Genomic DNA, 16,033 nt, shown 5'->3' with positions numbered 1-16,033 from the left:
TTATGAGAATTGCTTTTTCATTTTTCGTCGGGATTTTTTGCCTGATATTTATTGACCGCACCGCTCAGGCACAGATCAAAATGCCGGGAGGTGTAAAGTTGCCCTCGGGAGGTACTTCGGGAGCAACTTCCGGAACCGGCGGGACAAGAACAGGCACAGGAGGCGGGGGAGCCATTCTGGACGACAGTACCAAAACGATTTACGGCCCGGCTACTACACTGCATTTCTACGAAAAGGATATCCTCAACAACCGGGATTCGGTCCGTTACAGGGTGGATACTTTGCTTACCAATTTTCAGCGATGGACGCCCATTGAACAATCCTGGGGAACACTCGTGGACCTTGGAAATGTGGCTACGGCTTCAAGAAATATCTTCTTTCAGCCGCGTGAGGATATCGGCAAGCAGCTTGGCATGCACGCTTACGACGCCTACGGTATAAAACCCGAGGAGGTAGAATATTACAACACACGCTCGCAGCATACTGAAATAACATTTGTTTCGGGAGCCCGTAAAACTTCACTGGGACGATTTGGTTATACCCAGAACGTAAACCCGCGTTTCAACTTCGGTATCAAATTTCAACGGCTTACTTCCAACAAACAATATGGTACCTATAGCAGCGTAAATACACAAGCGTTTCTGGGACAGAACTGGACTTTCCTCGCCCAAACCAGCTTTTTCTCCAAAAATAAAAAGTACCTCCTTCTTGCGCACTACCGCCATCTTAACCAGAAAGTGAGAGAGCAAGGCGGTGTTATCCCGGATTCCACAGCTGGCGGTGAAGGAATTTATGACTACGAAGGAGCCGCGCGCATCAGCGACGATGCCAATTCATGGGAAAGACGCCAGGCACTGCACATATACCAGCAGTACCGGCTGGTGAACGGCTTCCAGGTTTTTCAGCAGGCCGACTACCAAACCACCATTAACCGATACACAGACCTGGATATGTCGCGCGGGCTGGAAAAAGGTGTTTATCCCGGAGCTTACCGGGATTCCACCGCAACGCGCCAGGATTTATATTATAAACTTTTTGATAATAAAATCGGTATCAAAGGGGCATTTTCAGGGTTTAACTACCGGGCCTATGTGCGCCAGAGGCTCTACGGACTAAAGACGGAGAGCCAGGTAACAAGTACGGAGGGCTCGCCATACACAAGATACCGGTCGGGCCTGAAATTTGAGAATATGATCGGGCTCTGGCTTGGATATTACTTCAAAGATTCGTCCCAATACCTGACGGCAGAAGGTGAGCATTTGGTTGCAAAAGACCTGAAGCTAAAGGGGGAACTTACCACACGCTGGGCAAAAGCCGGGTATCAGACCATCCTTTGGTCGCCGGATATGCTCATGAACTACTATAACAGCAACGTTTTTAATTGGAAAAATGATTTCAAACTGGAGTGGGTCAATACCGTTTACGGATCTATCCCGCTTAAGACCAAAAAGATATCTTTCGTTCCTGAAATGCAATATCACCTGATCCGACGACACTTATACTATGACGAAGAAGCCCTTCCGCAACAGTACGACGGACTGATCAATTTGTTCCGGATAGGTGCTACAACGGATGTTCACCTGAACCGCTGGAATTTTTCAGCAAGAACTTACTACACCCTGAATGACAATAAGAACATCATCAGAAACCCAGACTTTTTCGGAAGCGGACAGGTAACTTTTGATTTTGTGTATTCCAAAGTGCTCTTTATTCAGCTCGGACTTTCGGCAGTGTACCGGTCGGCTTACCTGGCCTATGCGTACATGCCCGTTACACAGCAATTTCACCTGCCTTCAGACCTCTACAAGAACCAGCAAACGGACGGATCCGTGGCTGCCGATGTTTTTGCCAATCTCAGAATTACGCGGGTACGCCTGTTCCTGAAGTTTTCTCATGTTAACATGGGCTGGCCCGCGGCAGGATATTACCAGTCGCCGGGGTATCTGGCCTTACGCAGGTCTTTCAGTTTTGGAATACTCTGGCCTCTGTTTGATTAAAGCAGGGTACAGTAAAACAAGTATCCGTGTAACCTACTCTCTTTCAATACTTATAACCGTCTGCCAGCCATGTCACTTACCACACTTGGGTTAGAATTACCAACCGATCCCAGATGGGTGAATATTGCAGCCATGAAAATCGGGGATATCCTCATCGACCATGCCTACTGTGAGCAAAAGGCGGCATCCTCCTGCATTTCGCTGATTGTACATTATCCCGAAAAGGCAAAACTGGTGGAAGTACTTACGCCCATTGTGAGTGAAGAATGGGGACATTTTCAACGGGTATTAAAAGAACTCCGTAAGCGGAACATTCCGCTGGGCCGCCAACGGAAAGATGAATATGTGGGCCGCCTGCTCAAATTAGTAAGAAATAAAGGCGATTACGAAGAAGCATTACTGGACAGGTTATTGCTTTGCGCCCTGATTGAAGCCCGGAGTTGTGAGCGGTTTAAATTGCTGTCTGAGTCTCTGGACGATGATGCATTAACCAAATTCTATCGGGAACTGATGATATCAGAAGCAGGCCATTACCGTACTTTTATCGAACTTGCTGAGGAATACATTCCGGTGGACATCGTAAGAAAACGCTGGAAGGAATTGTTGGCTAGCGAGGCTGAAATTATGAAAGAACTCGAACCACGGGCAGACAGGATGCACTAAGGACGAAGGAAGCCTGACAAATGCAATGAAGGAACATTTGCGGGCATCGGACCGATATGTCTCTGGCAGAGTGATTTTTTTAATGTAACAAACCATTGAAGGTAATGCAGACATTTCTTAACCGGGTTGCGAAACACATTTACCAACATCATCCGCAAACCCTGGGCAGGATAGGTATTATAGTCCCCACCAGGCGGGCAGCCTATTTTCTGCTACAGGAACTTGCCAATACCACTGCAGAACCTGTTCTGAGCCCGGATATTATGGCTGTTGATGATTTTGTGGAGGGTGTATCGGCACTGCAGGTCGAAGATCCCGTGCATCTGCTCCTTGAGCTCTACGAAACATTCAGGGATATTGATCCTGATCTTGCTTTTGACCGTTTCATGGGCTGGGCATCGGTACTGCTGAGTGACCTGGACAAAACCGACCAGTATATGGTTGATACAGCCCGTCTGTTCGATTACTTGTCCGAAGCCAAAGCCCTGGAAAGATGGCAGGAAAGTATGCCTCCCGGAAAAAAAATTGAAAATTATGAAGGTACCAAACAGTACTTTTCGCTTTTTGAGAACCTGCACCTGCTTTATGAACAATTCAGAGCCAGGCTTTTGGCCAAAGGCAAGGCATACAGGGGCATGGCTTACCGCCAGGTAGCCGAGCATCCGGATCAGATCATTTTTGATAAAAAGCATTACGAAAAAATATATTTTGCAGGTTTTAACGCTTTCACGGAGGCCGAAAAGCGAATCGTACAGTCGTTGGTGAAAGAAGGCAAGGCGGAGGTACTATGGGACACCGACCAATATTATATGTCGGTAAACAAAGGTGTTGAGGCCGGAAAAAGCTTACGGGAATACCAGCGCTCGGGATTGTTTGGAAACTGGAACTGGACCTCCGACGACCTGCTTTCATCTTCTAAAAAAGTGACTGTTTACGGCGTCCCCAACGCCACGCTCCAGACCAAGGTAGCCGGCCAGCTCTATAAGGAAATGCTTCAGGCGGATGGACCAGACACCCCCGTGCCTACCGCCATTGTACTTGCAGACGAGAATCTGCTGCTCCCCATGCTGTATTCACTGGACGAATCCATTACAGACCTGAATGTTACCATGGGCCTTTCCATGCGCAACTCACTGCTGTATACACTGATAGACAGCATTTTCGACTTACAGCAGCATGTAGTTGAGTTCAGGAACAAACAGGGAAATGTGATCAGGATACCAAAATTCAGCCACAAATCCATTGACAAAATCCTGAATCATCCGTTCATCCGGCACTATGAACATGTGATCTTACGCCCCCTGACGGACGAGCAGACGATCATCCAGAAAACGCTGACGACCATTACCACACAGAATAAGGTATTTCTCAGTGAGCACGAATTGCTTGAGATGGGAGAAAACCATCCACTATTCAAAATCCTGTTTACCCGCTGGCAGCGCAACAATACGCCCCAGGTACTTGCAACTTTTTACGGGCTCATCGATCTGCTGCGGGAGGTATACAAGGACTACAAAAATGCCCTTGAAACGGAATATCTGTATCTGTTCTACACGTTGCTCAAACAATTTGAGCAAACAATGGAAGACAGGCCCGATGTGATTACTTTCAAAACGTTACGTACGTTCATGTTCGAGCTCATCCGCCAGACCAGGATACCTTTTAGCGGAGAGCCCATCAGTAATCTGCAGGTCTTGGGTATGCTGGAAACCCGGGCGCTTGATTTCGAGCGTGTTATCATTTTATCACTCAATGAAGGTGTTCTGCCCACTGCAAAGCGCCAGCATTCACTGATACCTTTTGATGCGGCACAGTCGGTGGGTTTGCCCACGCACCAGCACCAGGAAGCGGTAATGTCCTACCATTTTTACAGGCTCCTCCAGCGAGCATCGGAGGTTCATATCCTTTACACCAATACCAACGATGCACCGGGAGGAGGCGAAAAAAGCAGGTTTGTTCAGCAGGTTGAATATGAACTTTCGCAATACAATCCCAAACTGGTGGTAGAAAATAAAAACGTTGTGTTCGAAAGTACCTCCGCAGTCCAGTCCGATGAAGAAATTTACAAGGATGACGGCGTTCTGCAGGAGATCAGGAAGTACCTGAGCGGCAAAGGATTGTATCCGACGCATCTCAATGAACTGATCAGGTGTTCCATGCAGTTTTACCTTAAGCATATCGTAGGCGTTCAGGAAAAAGAGGACGTCGAAGAAGAACTGGGTATGGACAAGATAGGAACCTGGATACATGCTTCGCTGGAACGACTTGATATTGAATATTTTACAAAAGGAACAGATCCTACTGAAGAAGAAATTATCCATATACTTCGCGAGGAATTCGAGACGAGGTTCCAGGGATATGTCACAGACCAGGGTTTGAACAGAATTTACTATCAGATTGGCGAGCAGCAGATCCTGATCTTCCTCAGACATCAGATGCAACAAAAGCCCCGCCGAAAGATACTGGCAACCGAGCAACCGCTCAGGGCCAGGCTCGAACTAATACTGCAGGGTAGTTTTACCGAGGTATGGCTTGGTGGAAAGATTGACCGGATAGAACTTTCGGAAGACCAGACTTTGCTGGTTATGGATTACAAAACCGGAAGTGTAGAAGTAACCGGAAAACAAAAACTCAATGATCCTGACTTCCAGCGCGAGGTTTTAAAAACCGTTGGTGACCCTAAAATGGGTTATGTACGTCAGTTGTGGCTGTATGAATATCTGGTATATCGTAAGATGCTGGATGAAAATGGATTACGGCTTAGCGGCCACATCTACGACTTCGAAAACTATCGTATTTTGTCAGGTTTTTACTCCTTCCGGGATCCGAAAAATCTGATTGTCAACCCATTGGAACTTGCAGGAGCAGAGAATACTGTTGCGTTTCTGGGACAATCTGAACAAATTCTTACCGATATCCTGGACGACCTGCTGGACCCTGAAATACCTTTCAGGAAGACAAATGATGTAAAAACATGTACTTACTGCGACTTTACAGGAATTTGTGGCAGATAGGAACAACTTTTGTCGTGGTTTTTTCCAGGTCAGTTACAACTCTTTTCGTATCTGACTGTTCTTAGGCTAAAAGACTTACGGATATGATATTATTAGCGAAATTTTTTCAAAGCCTTATCTGGTTCATTGCGTTTGTGATCACCAGTGTACTCATGATTGTTCTGTTTCCCCTTACTTCTATTTATGTCGGAATACAGACCGCCATTGAAGATTAAACCTGCGTATGATACCTGCGGCGGATTTCATTGATCAAAAACTTCTTTTGCGCAGTAAAACTGTCCGGATGCATGGTAGGGAAAACACGCTCCCATTCTGCGAATCGTTCAGGATCTGCGGCCTTGAATTCCAAAAGGTTTATTTTTTTCTGAAGAAGATACTCCGAAAACTCCATAACAGCTATTTTAACGCAATATAGCAAGTTTCCGAAAATCTTATCTTCTAAAAACCACCCGTTCTTGTCTCAGCAAGGAGATGATGCGGACAAATTGTGATTCAAAAGCTTTTAGAGAAGTAAAGAGGTCGGCAGTGATTTTGCCTGCCAGATGAATGGGCAATGAGGCCTGTTGAACACTTGTTTCCTGCACAGCTTTATAATACCTGATTTGCTGAACAGCAGTGAATGATTCGCTATCCTTTGCAGCGTTACCCTCTCCCCAACCAAGTTTTCTCGATTTCAAAGACATCTTTACAGCATAGTTCCGGGCCACCATAATCGAATAGGCCCGAAAGTTTTCAACTCGTTCGGACTTAAAAAACTCTCTGGACTTCCACAATTGTATATATATATCTTTCATCCAAAGCTGAATTTCATCCTGATCCTTGGAATAACGCATCATTACCCTGACCAGAGAGGGGTAGTTCTGATCAAATAGTATTTTGAACGCAGCAGTATTGTCAGCAGCAAGTTGCCTGAGCAGCTCCTTTTCAGAAAATAATGATTTATTCATACTTTTTTATGATAGCATTAAAATATCAGTTCAAAATATTATTCCGCCCTTAAATAAAGATTAAATATAATCAATCAGTAGTAAACACAAAAACAAGAGTTAATTTTTATTTTTATACTTTTAACAACTTTTACTCTGACAGGTTATTTTTATTACCCACCATGCTTTTGTCCTTGCGGAAGTTCTGTTTGGTCCGGCACCGTGATACTAGAGGCGTTCCATTTCAACCGGCTGGTGCAGCTTAAGGTCAATCCGCTCCATCTTACCTCTCCTTGCTGTCAGGAGCTGCGCGGCTCCCGACAGCAAGGAGATCCTGCACTTTGGCCCGGTTTCAGTCACCTCAATTTTTGCTTCACGAGCTTCAATATGGTCATACCCGGATAGGTACAATTGGAATCCAGGCTGGTTTCCTACGGTTTTAATATGAAAGCGCGCCGTCCCACTGAGCCATAACTTTCTTTCTCCGTTTCTCTGGTGATAATAGTACCTGACATGGCTGTTGCTCCCCAGCCTTATTTCTGAGCCATCGGGCAAGGTATGCTCCTTCACTTCACCCATTTTGGTAGATATATCTGCAAACCGGCTTTTTTGATACACATAATACGCAAAAATGAGCATCAGCACACCAGCCAGTAAAGCGGCGTTCCGGTAGGTATGATGCAGCCAGTTGGATATCAAAATCCTGATTTTGCCTGGTTTTCCGCTGCGCTTCGCTTCTATGGGTTTGTTTTCCTCAATTTGAGACATCGTCTCTTTCCAGACATCCTTGGAAGAAAGCACCATTTTCAGAAAAAGCTTTTCCTCTTCATCCGTCAGCTCATCAATCCACCTCATGGCTTGTTTTGTATTTTCCACCGAAGCGGCCAGCCATTGTACTACCTGCCTTTCCTGCGAGACAGAACACTGATTGTTAAAATAGAGCAGTACCAGTTCTTTTGAAATTTTCATGCTGCAGGAGTCATACCCCAAGCTACAAATCTTTGGTTAATCTCTCAAGTGCGTGGTGGCCTCTTATTTTTCTACCATACCCGAATACGAACAAGAGCTGCCTGCGGGCAGCTCTTGTAACCAGAAGTATTTCCAGGATACTATTTCTTTTTGAATATCAGGAAGTCCGACATGGAAGAAGCCCCTCCCGGATCCGTAAATTTAAGCGTAATACCAATATTGGACTTGTTGGCCGCATCGGTATATCTTACGCCATCGGCTTCCACTTTTCGTACTTTGGTAACCCCGTCATCCGATAATTCCGCATCTTCATTGATCCTGAAAGTAAGAGAATCCACAACGGTCACTTTTGTAAGCTTATATATTTCAACACTTTTGATTTCTTTTCCCTGCTCTCTGAACGTATAATTAATTGTGTAGTTAATACCCAACAGATTTTTCCCCAGGCTCGTTACCTTCCAATCCTGGGCTGTTGAATTGGTACCATTAACGGTATTGGTCCAGTAATCTCCCACAAATCTGGAGCTGTAATCCGGGTCCGCCTCTGTTTCCTTCTTACTCTTGCAGGAACCAATGAAAACAATCAGGCAGCATATAATTAATTTTTTCATACTCTAAATTTTGTTGTAGATCTTAACTTCCCAAATATAATACACCTCGTTATTCCCTAATAACGGCAATTTGTGCTTATCAGGCATATTTCTTTAAAATTGATTTTGTAATTAAACTACGAAGGTACAGTATTATGCTGCTAAAATGGCAAATTACCAAGATCAACGTTTCCTCCGCTCAGGATAATCCCTACCCGTTTCCCTGAGAATAAAGCACTGTTTTTAAGCACGGCCGCAAGAGAAACCGCACCAGAGGGCTCCACTACAATTTTCATCCTTTCCCACAGGTACCGCATGGCTTGGGTTATCTCCTCATCCGAGACTGCCAATATATCCGTCACATGCGCACGGATTACCGGAAAAGTTTTGTCCCCCAGGGTGGTCAGCAGCCCGTCAGCTATTGTTTTTACATACGGAGCCTTTTCAATATTACCACTCTTAAAAGACAATATCGCATCCGCGGCGCCTTCCGGCTCACCTGCATATACACTGGTCTCGGGTGAAAAATAATGCGCTCCCAATGCGGTTCCGGCCAGCAGGCCCCCTCCCCCTACCGGAGCGATCACAACATCGAGGCTCTTTCCTACATCCTCGAACAACTCTTTGGAAGCCGTAGCCTGGCCTGCTATTACATGGTAATTGTTGAAGGGATGTACAAAAGCCGCGCCCGTTCGCAGAATGATTTCCTGTACAGCACGCTCTCTCTCCTCCTGCGAATTGATACAGAATGTAATTTCGGCACCATATCCCTCCACTGCTTTTATTTTGACCTTTGGCGAATTTTCAGGCATTACAATATATGCTTTGGCACCTACCATGGCGGCGGCAAAAGCAATGGCCTGCGCGTGGTTTCCCGAAGAATGCGTAGTAACGCCATGTAACAGTTCCTCTGTCGAAAGAGACAACAATGCATTGAGTCCGCCCCGAGCTTTGAAAGCCCCGATTTTCTGAAAATTTTCCGGCTTGAAAAATAATTCGGCACCTGTAAGATTATCCAGAAACGAGGACCGCAGCACCGGTGTACGGTGAATAAATCGCCTGATACGCTCATGCGCCAACGCAATCTCTTCTTTGGAAATAACCTGATGATTCATATATAACTTTATTCTGATACAACCATTGGCAGCCATCAACCGCCCTCGGTTTCGTAATAGGGATGGCGCGGTATGCAGCTTTCAAAAGCATCAGACAAGCACAACTTCCTTATTGAACCTGGCACGATAATCAAGCGGGGATAAGCCGGTAATTTTCTTAAACACCTCTCGGAACGCCTTATCATCCGAATAACCCACTTCATGCATAACTTCAAAAATACTTTTTCTTCCTTTCTCCAGCGTACTTTTTGCCACTTCAATTTTGACGCGCTGCAGATATTCTACCGGGGTATTACCAACGGCTTTGATAAAACGCCGGTCAAAATTACGTCTGCTGATGGCCAGATCCGAAGCTACCTGCTCAAAAGAAATTTTTTCACTCAAATGCTCTTCGATATACACCTGTGCCCTGCTGATCAATTCGTCGCCGTGCTTTTTTTGTGTTTGAAAAATATGAAATGGTGACTGTGATGCCCTCTCCATATCGATCTGAAATACTTTTGAACAATAAATAGCTGTTTGTCTGTCGAAGTACCTTTCCACCAGAAAAAGCACCAGGTGCAAAAATGAGTATGCTCCTCCGTTAGTATAAATTCCCGGCTCAACGGTGATCAGGCTATCGGTCAAGAGGTTGACTTTTGGAAACAGCCGCTTAAAATCGTCCGCAGCATTCCAGTGTGTTGAACAACTTTTACCATCGAGTAAGCCGGTAGCAGCCAGCAAAAAAGCGCCCGTACAGATACTGGCAATTTCAGCCCCACCTTTGTACTGGTTGCCGATCCACCGGATGAGGGATGTATTTTCACCGAGGATCTGATCGTAGGTATGGGAAATAGACGGGATGATGACGAGATCTGCTTTCCCAATTTCGTCAATATTTACCGGATGAATGGAAAAGAAACCGTCATCCAGTTTCAATTCCGGCACAAAACCTGCTATACGAATTTCGATCCTTGATTGGTTTCCCTGCTTTTGCCAATAGGTATTAGCCCGGCTCAGTATCTGAAAAGAACCTGCCACGCTGCTCAGGTTGGCATATCCTTTCGGCACCACGATGATGACTTGTTTCATGACACGTTTTTCACAAAGGTAACAAACCGTTTTGTCCAAATCAACCCGCCATAAAGTCCATTTAACACACCATAAAAGACAAATTCAGACAGTACATTTGTTTCTTACTTCGATATTCGACACATTTCAGCAAACAAACCACAGACAGCCATTTGATTCGACCACAACTCAAATGCGGGTTACCTCCGGCCATTAACAAAACCAATAAAATAAAAAACTAACATGAATGATTATCAAAAACACATGGAAACGGACCAGTCTGCAGCTGTGGTTTACGCAGCTTTAACCGAACATATCCAGCACTGGTGGAGCACCGATCTGACGGGTGCAGCGGCTCAGGCAGGGGACAGTTTTACCATTGGCTTTGGCGAAACTAGAAAAACGTTCAAAATCCTGGAAGCAACTCCCTGTACCCGTGTAGTATGGACCTGCACCAAAGCCTATATTGATTTGAACTCTCTGCAAAACAAGGGAGAATGGGTGGGCACCAGACTCGTCTGGACCTTAGACGACAGGGGAGAAAATACTACCTTAACTTTTCTACACGAGGGTTTAAGCCCCGATTTGGAATGTTACACGGTTTGTGAGGATGGCTGGAATACATTTCTTGCCAGCCTGGGGGATTATCTTGCAACGGGTAAAGGCGCCCCCTTTCTAAAAGTTTAGACGCTGATCCCGGCAAATGTTCAGCCGGCTAAGCTTTTTCTTAAGAGATAGTAAAACAAAATGCCTTCCGGATATATCCGGAAGGCATTTTGTTTTACTCAATAAGTTATGTTACTTCCCTGCGTTTGGTGTATACAGGTTGAAGAACTGATCCAATTTAGGAGTAATGATGATCTCCGTACGGCGGTTCAGGCTACGGTTAGGAGCCGAATCGTTAGCAGCTTTGGGAAGATATTCTCCACGTCCACCAGCAATCATCCGAACAGGTTCTACACCATATTTCTTCTGAAGCGTACGGGCAACAGATGTCGCACGCAACACGCTCAAATCCCAGTTATCAGCAATTTTATCAGTTGAAATAGGTACATTATCCGTGTGGCCTTCGATCAGGATTTCAATTTCCTTGTAGTCATTAAGGATTTTAGCAACTTTGGCAAGTACTGTTTCAGCCTGGGTATTGATCACCGAGCTTCCTGATCTGAAAAGCATTTTGTCAGACAGAGAAACATAAACAACACCTTTTTTCACTTCAATCTGTACGTCTTCATCGCTAACATCAGCAAGTGAACGTTTCAGGTTAAGCACAAGTGCCATGTTCAAAGAATCCTTTTTCTGGATGCTTGAGTTAAGATCACGGATCTGAGCACCTTGCGCATCCATCATTGCCAGAGATTTCTTGATACTTTCAGAACCTTCTTTTGATATAACCGACAGGTCAGACATACGGTCAAGAAGATTGTTGTTGTTTTTCTTCAGGAAGTCAATCTGATCCTGCATCTCCTTCAATTTTGCATTTTTGGAGGTGAGTTCATCATTTTTGAGTTTGATGTCATTGTTCAAACTCGCCGTTCTGCTATCACAATCATTGAGATCAGCACGTGCTTTGTCCAACTGAAGCTGGATCTCGTTTGCTTTGTTCTGGGCAGTAAGCAATTTCTTCTTACTGGCACATGAACCAAGGACAAACAACAGCGCAACGGCTACAAGCGTATTTTTCATAATAAAATAAGGGTTATTGGTATAAAGTTAACACTGGTTACTAAGAAACTTCCTTTTTTCATATTTCCCAATTTAAAAAACCATGCCAAAACGTACGCAGCGGTTTTTTAAAACGCAAAGGTACAAAAAAAGTGAAACTACGAAAGTTAGTCCCACTTTTTTCTAATGATTTTCTAATGAAGTACTTAATAACGAATGGACCAGTATGGATTTCTCCGCCCTTTATTGCTATCCCTAATGATACCCGCGATGAGTTTATCGTAATCACTAGCTCCAATTTTTTTCCCTTTAATCTTTTTGGGCAACACCAACTGTTCCGAAACGGGTTTCATTTCTACTTTGATGGCAGAAATAATAACGGCTCCATCGTCAATATCCAGCTCCATGATCAGGCCGGGCAATCCGAAATACTTTTCCGGGCCAGCGGAAACGGCTATATTGTTGGCGAACCACGCAACAATTTTCTGTCCACGGATGGTATCTTCAGTCACAGCCATCATACATAGCTCACCGTTGACTTCCTTAATCTTGTTAAGCACCTTCCAGGAAGGGGTAACCAGTGAGTCCTCCACCAGATATTGTTTGGCGGAGATCTCTTCAATTTCCACCCTTTTCTCCTGATCGAAATTCCGGTAGATCATGTACTCGCTGGGACGGCGGTTGTAGCCGTATTCCGATTGCTCCTGTATTTCGACAAACTTGCTTTCCTTTCCGTTAAAATAAAGCTGGTATTTGGTTTTCCACCCCGTATCATCGCTGCCCCAGGTCCGGAGCTCCCTGTCTTTCTCTTCCTGGCTGAGGAAAGTAAGCCGGGGAAGAATTTTTGTCCAGAACTGTGTACGTTGATAAGTGACAACACCTTCAGTACCTTGGGAAAATCCGGTGGTGCTGTTGATTAAGAATAAAAGAACGAATAACCTTTTCATATTGGAATGCTTCATCTGTTTTAGCATTTTGATTTGTTAGAAACCATATCCCTTCCGGCGCACCGAATGTGTCACACCGCGCATGTTGTAGGTAAAGCTAAGCATGAAATACCTGGCCAGCGTACGTACCTGTTCCTGTGAAACGAAATTCTGTGAGGCATACTGCGAAATACCTCTGTTTTTGTTAAAAAGGTCAAATGCCGACAAACGGATCTCTCCTTTCTTGCTTTTCAGGACAGCCTTGTAAAACGAAACATTCAGGATCGGCATACTCTGATTGAAACCCACCCTGTCATTGGTATAGGTGTTGTAATTGAAGCGGCTCTGAAAATAAATATCCTTTGGAAGCTTATAATTCAGTTCTGCGCTGTAATTACCGTTCACAATCTTCTGATTCTGTCCCTCACTGATGGAATATTTGGTATCACTGATATTCCAGTAGGCATTGGCATAGATGGTAAACTTGTCGCTGGGTGTAAAGTCTGTCCTTAAACCAAAGTTGTAGCCATTTGTCTGCGTTTTATTCAGGACATTATTAATGTTCGTAAGGTTATTGTTAAGGTTATAGGAGGCGTTCAGCGTCAGGTTACTTTTGGTTTTAACGATCGGAAAACCATAGTTCGAATAAAAGCTGAACATATTACCACCGCTGATATTGGTGGGTGTGGTGGTGGTGACCAAATTCTCATCCACAATCTGGTTATAAATGACCTGATTCCTGAAGTACTGATAATTGGCGCCGAAATATACCTGCATGAAATTACCCGGATTGAACATATTATACCCAATATCGGCAGACTGAGAGACGGAAGGTTTCAAATTGGGATTTCCTACGCGGATAAACAAGGGATTGCTGTTATCTACAATGGGCTGAAGATCAGAGATGGACGGCTCATTCACCGACATGCGGTATCCCCCATACAGATAACGGTTCTTTTTCAGGTCATAGCTCATCGAAACATTGGGTACCACATTGTTATATTTTCGGTCTACGAAGCTGTAATCATCATCCTTGGTTACCGCAAACTTTCCATCCATGTGAATTTGCTGAGCACCTACACCCGCCGAAATATTAAGTCCGTTATGGGAATATCTCAGTGTGGTACCAATTCTGTTAAAGGTCGACTTATTATTATAGTACCTCGTCAGACTGAGATTGGGAACATCTATCCCCTCTCCCCTGTCGTTCACCTCCCTGGTTACCTCATCGGATTTCAGGCTGAAATTATAAAATGATTCCAGGAAGAATTTCTTGGACAACGGCTCGATATACAACAAACTGGACTTGATCTGGTTACGTAAACTTTTGGTATCGTTCCTTTGGTTGACATTCAGTACACTGTCAGGTTCCGTCTCCATCGGATTAAAAAACTGGTTAACCGACTGCTGATTAATGATACCGTTTGAGTTGTTGATATTATACGCGAAACTGGCAGCAAAATTTTTCCCCTTTTCCTTAAATTTATGCCTGAAAATGGCGGTATTGCCAATGGCAAAGGAGTTAAAATCTGAAAAGTTCTTTACATTGGTTTTATTGGATAATACGTTTTCTTCACGGAAGTACCGCCGGTCATTGGTGTAATCGGTAGTACCATTCCCGATTCTCATATTACTCAAAACGATCAGGGTATTGACCGAATCGATTGTTTTTTCAAACCTGAGACTTCCCCGGTGATTGCCGTTAAAATTGGCCCGTCTGTTGGTATCCACCGTGTTGTAGGTCAGATTACTCAGAAAATTCCGCTGGTTAACAATCGCATCCAGAGTCTGGTTGGTCTGGTTATAGTAGTAGCTGGTATTGAACTTGGTTTTCTTATCGTCATAATTATAATTGGCTCCACCAGCCCAGTTCTTGTTAAATCCTTTGTTCTGACCGCCCCGTCCCGCCTGAATGGTGAGACTCTCCTCGTCATTATCTCCACCGAAAGATATATACCGTCCGCCTCCAAATCCGAAGTCTCCGTCATCGCCCCAGTTAAAAGACTGGCTTCCTTTAAAATCCTGATAGTCGTCCCAGGACATCCCCCCGGAGTTGGTATTATTGCCCAGTCCGATCACCGAAAACTGGTTTTTTTCGTTGAACCTGTTATAGTTGATCTTCCCTTCCAGCCGGTTGTCCGACCCCGCTCCTACTGAAGCTTTTCCGAAACCACCTTTTTTGTGGCTGTCTTTTAATTCAAGGTTTACCGTCTTTTCCCGTTTTCCGTCCTCCACACCCGTAATCCGCGACTGCTCCGTCTTATCATTAAACACCTGTACCTTAGCAATGGCTTCTGCTGGCAGGTTTTTGGTAGCGGCTTTGGTATCATCTCCAAAAAAACGCTTACCATCAACCGTTACACGTTTTACGGTTTCCCCCTGCGCTTTAATGGTACCATCCTGTTCTACCTGCATTCCGGGAAGCCTTCGAAGAAGGTCCTCAACTGTTGCCCCCGGTGGTACCTTAAATGAACGAGGGTCATACTCAACAGTATCTCCGCGGATGCTCAACGGCGCACGGGCCGCTTTGATCACCACCGCGTATAATTCCTGGTTGAGATACTTCATTCCGAATTTGCCAAGGTCTGTTACATCACCCTCTGCAGGAGTAACATTGTGCTGAAAAGGTACATAACCCACGTAGGTAACCTTAAGAATATACGGAAGGCGCTTCAGATTTTTAAACTCAAAAGACCCGTCTTTTCCTGTTCTTCCGAAATTGACAAGGGAGGAATCCTTCGGCGCCAAAAGCATCACAGTAGCTTCGGGCAAACCCACTCCAGCAGTATCCGCCATGGTTCCTTTGAGCGTAAAACGTCCGCCTGTCTGTGCGTTTGCAGACAGTACCAATAAACAACAACTGAGCAGAAGTAGGATTTTTTTCAAGGCTGGGCAGAATTAGGTGATTGTAAGTAACTTTTCAAATACTAGGTGCAAGTATAAATATTGCAATCCGATTTCACAACTAATTTTTTAGTTTTTGGATCAAAATAACATACATTTAACTTTTATTAAGAATTAGTACAACTCAATACTACCCTTTTTAGTATATATAAGTAACAATATCATCCAATAATATTTTAAAAATTTATTTAACGGTGAATTCGTTGCCTACCTT

General features: G+C 44.5%; 13 protein-coding genes. 4 read left to right on the top strand and 9 right to left on the bottom strand.

Going from position 1 to position 16,033, the window contains the following annotated elements; all coding sequences use genetic code 11:
* The first annotated feature begins 2 nt into the window (after nucleotides 1-2).
* The 3 genes from KOE27_RS06980 to KOE27_RS06970 all read left to right on the top strand — a co-directional run bounded on the left by KOE27_RS06980 (nucleotide 3) and on the right by KOE27_RS06970 (nucleotide 5,674).
* Entirely contained in the window at nucleotides 3-1,997 is a 1,995-nt protein-coding gene (locus KOE27_RS06980; RefSeq protein WP_215238089.1) for a putative porin, read from the top strand.
* A gap of 69 nt (nucleotides 1,998-2,066) precedes the next feature.
* A complete protein-coding gene (gene miaE, locus KOE27_RS06975) occupies nucleotides 2,067-2,660 on the top strand; it encodes a tRNA-(ms[2]io[6]A)-hydroxylase (protein ID WP_215238088.1) in 594 nt (197 codons plus the stop codon).
* A gap of 104 nt (nucleotides 2,661-2,764) precedes the next feature.
* Nucleotides 2,765-5,674: a PD-(D/E)XK nuclease family protein gene (locus KOE27_RS06970; RefSeq protein WP_215238087.1), complete on the top strand. Its 2,910-nt coding sequence runs from the start codon at nucleotides 2,765-2,767 to the stop codon at nucleotides 5,672-5,674.
* A gap of 211 nt (nucleotides 5,675-5,885) precedes the next feature.
* On the opposite strand, the gene KOE27_RS06965 is transcribed toward KOE27_RS06970, so the two are convergent.
* The 6 genes from KOE27_RS06965 to KOE27_RS06940 form a co-directional block, all read right to left on the bottom strand.
* Nucleotides 5,886-6,065 carry a hypothetical protein gene (locus tag KOE27_RS06965; protein ID WP_215238086.1) on the bottom strand — a complete coding sequence of 60 codons (180 nt, stop codon included), beginning with the start codon at nucleotides 6,063-6,065 and terminating at the stop codon, nucleotides 5,886-5,888.
* Between the two features lie 40 nt (nucleotides 6,066-6,105).
* Complete coding sequence (locus KOE27_RS06960) at nucleotides 6,106-6,621, bottom strand: RNA polymerase sigma factor (RefSeq protein WP_215238085.1); 516 nt, start codon at nucleotides 6,619-6,621, stop codon at nucleotides 6,106-6,108.
* A 207-nt stretch (nucleotides 6,622-6,828) separates the two neighbouring features.
* Complete coding sequence (locus tag KOE27_RS06955) at nucleotides 6,829-7,569, bottom strand: FecR domain-containing protein (protein ID WP_215238084.1); 741 nt, start codon at nucleotides 7,567-7,569, stop codon at nucleotides 6,829-6,831.
* A gap of 140 nt (nucleotides 7,570-7,709) precedes the next feature.
* The gene (locus KOE27_RS06950; protein ID WP_215238083.1) at nucleotides 7,710-8,180 is read right to left on the bottom strand and encodes a hypothetical protein; all 471 of its coding nucleotides are present in this window, start codon (nucleotides 8,178-8,180) and stop codon (nucleotides 7,710-7,712) included.
* Nucleotides 8,181-8,320: 140 nt separating this feature from the next.
* Entirely contained in the window at nucleotides 8,321-9,274 is a 954-nt protein-coding gene (locus tag KOE27_RS06945) for a pyridoxal-phosphate dependent enzyme (RefSeq protein WP_215238082.1), read from the bottom strand.
* Nucleotides 9,275-9,364: 90 nt separating this feature from the next.
* Nucleotides 9,365-10,345, bottom strand: a complete 981-nt coding sequence (locus KOE27_RS06940) for a GlxA family transcriptional regulator (protein WP_215238081.1) — start codon at nucleotides 10,343-10,345, stop codon at nucleotides 9,365-9,367.
* A 222-nt stretch (nucleotides 10,346-10,567) separates the two neighbouring features.
* Here KOE27_RS06940 and KOE27_RS06935 point away from each other — a divergent pair, with 222 nt between their 5' ends.
* The gene (locus tag KOE27_RS06935; protein WP_215238080.1) at nucleotides 10,568-11,011 is read left to right on the top strand and encodes an SRPBCC family protein; all 444 of its coding nucleotides are present in this window, start codon (nucleotides 10,568-10,570) and stop codon (nucleotides 11,009-11,011) included.
* Nucleotides 11,012-11,122: 111 nt separating this feature from the next.
* Here KOE27_RS06935 and KOE27_RS06930 read toward each other — a convergent pair whose 3' ends face one another.
* From KOE27_RS06930 to KOE27_RS06920, 3 genes are all read right to left on the bottom strand, one after another.
* A complete protein-coding gene (locus tag KOE27_RS06930; protein ID WP_215238079.1) occupies nucleotides 11,123-12,010 on the bottom strand; it encodes an OmpA family protein in 888 nt (295 codons plus the stop codon).
* A gap of 185 nt (nucleotides 12,011-12,195) precedes the next feature.
* Entirely contained in the window at nucleotides 12,196-12,951 is a 756-nt protein-coding gene (locus KOE27_RS06925; protein WP_229252674.1) for a GLPGLI family protein, read from the bottom strand.
* 21 nt (nucleotides 12,952-12,972) lie between these two features.
* Nucleotides 12,973-15,801, bottom strand: a complete 2,829-nt coding sequence (locus tag KOE27_RS06920; RefSeq protein ID WP_229252673.1) for an outer membrane beta-barrel family protein — start codon at nucleotides 15,799-15,801, stop codon at nucleotides 12,973-12,975.
* Nucleotides 15,802-16,033 lie beyond the last annotated feature (232 nt).

It is taken from the genome of Dyadobacter sp. CECT 9275 (assembly GCF_907164905.1).
Taxonomy (GTDB): domain Bacteria; phylum Bacteroidota; class Bacteroidia; order Cytophagales; family Spirosomataceae; genus Dyadobacter; species Dyadobacter helix.
The sequence above is the reverse complement of the archived record's forward strand: the minus strand, read 5'-3'. Positions and strand labels throughout refer to the sequence as shown.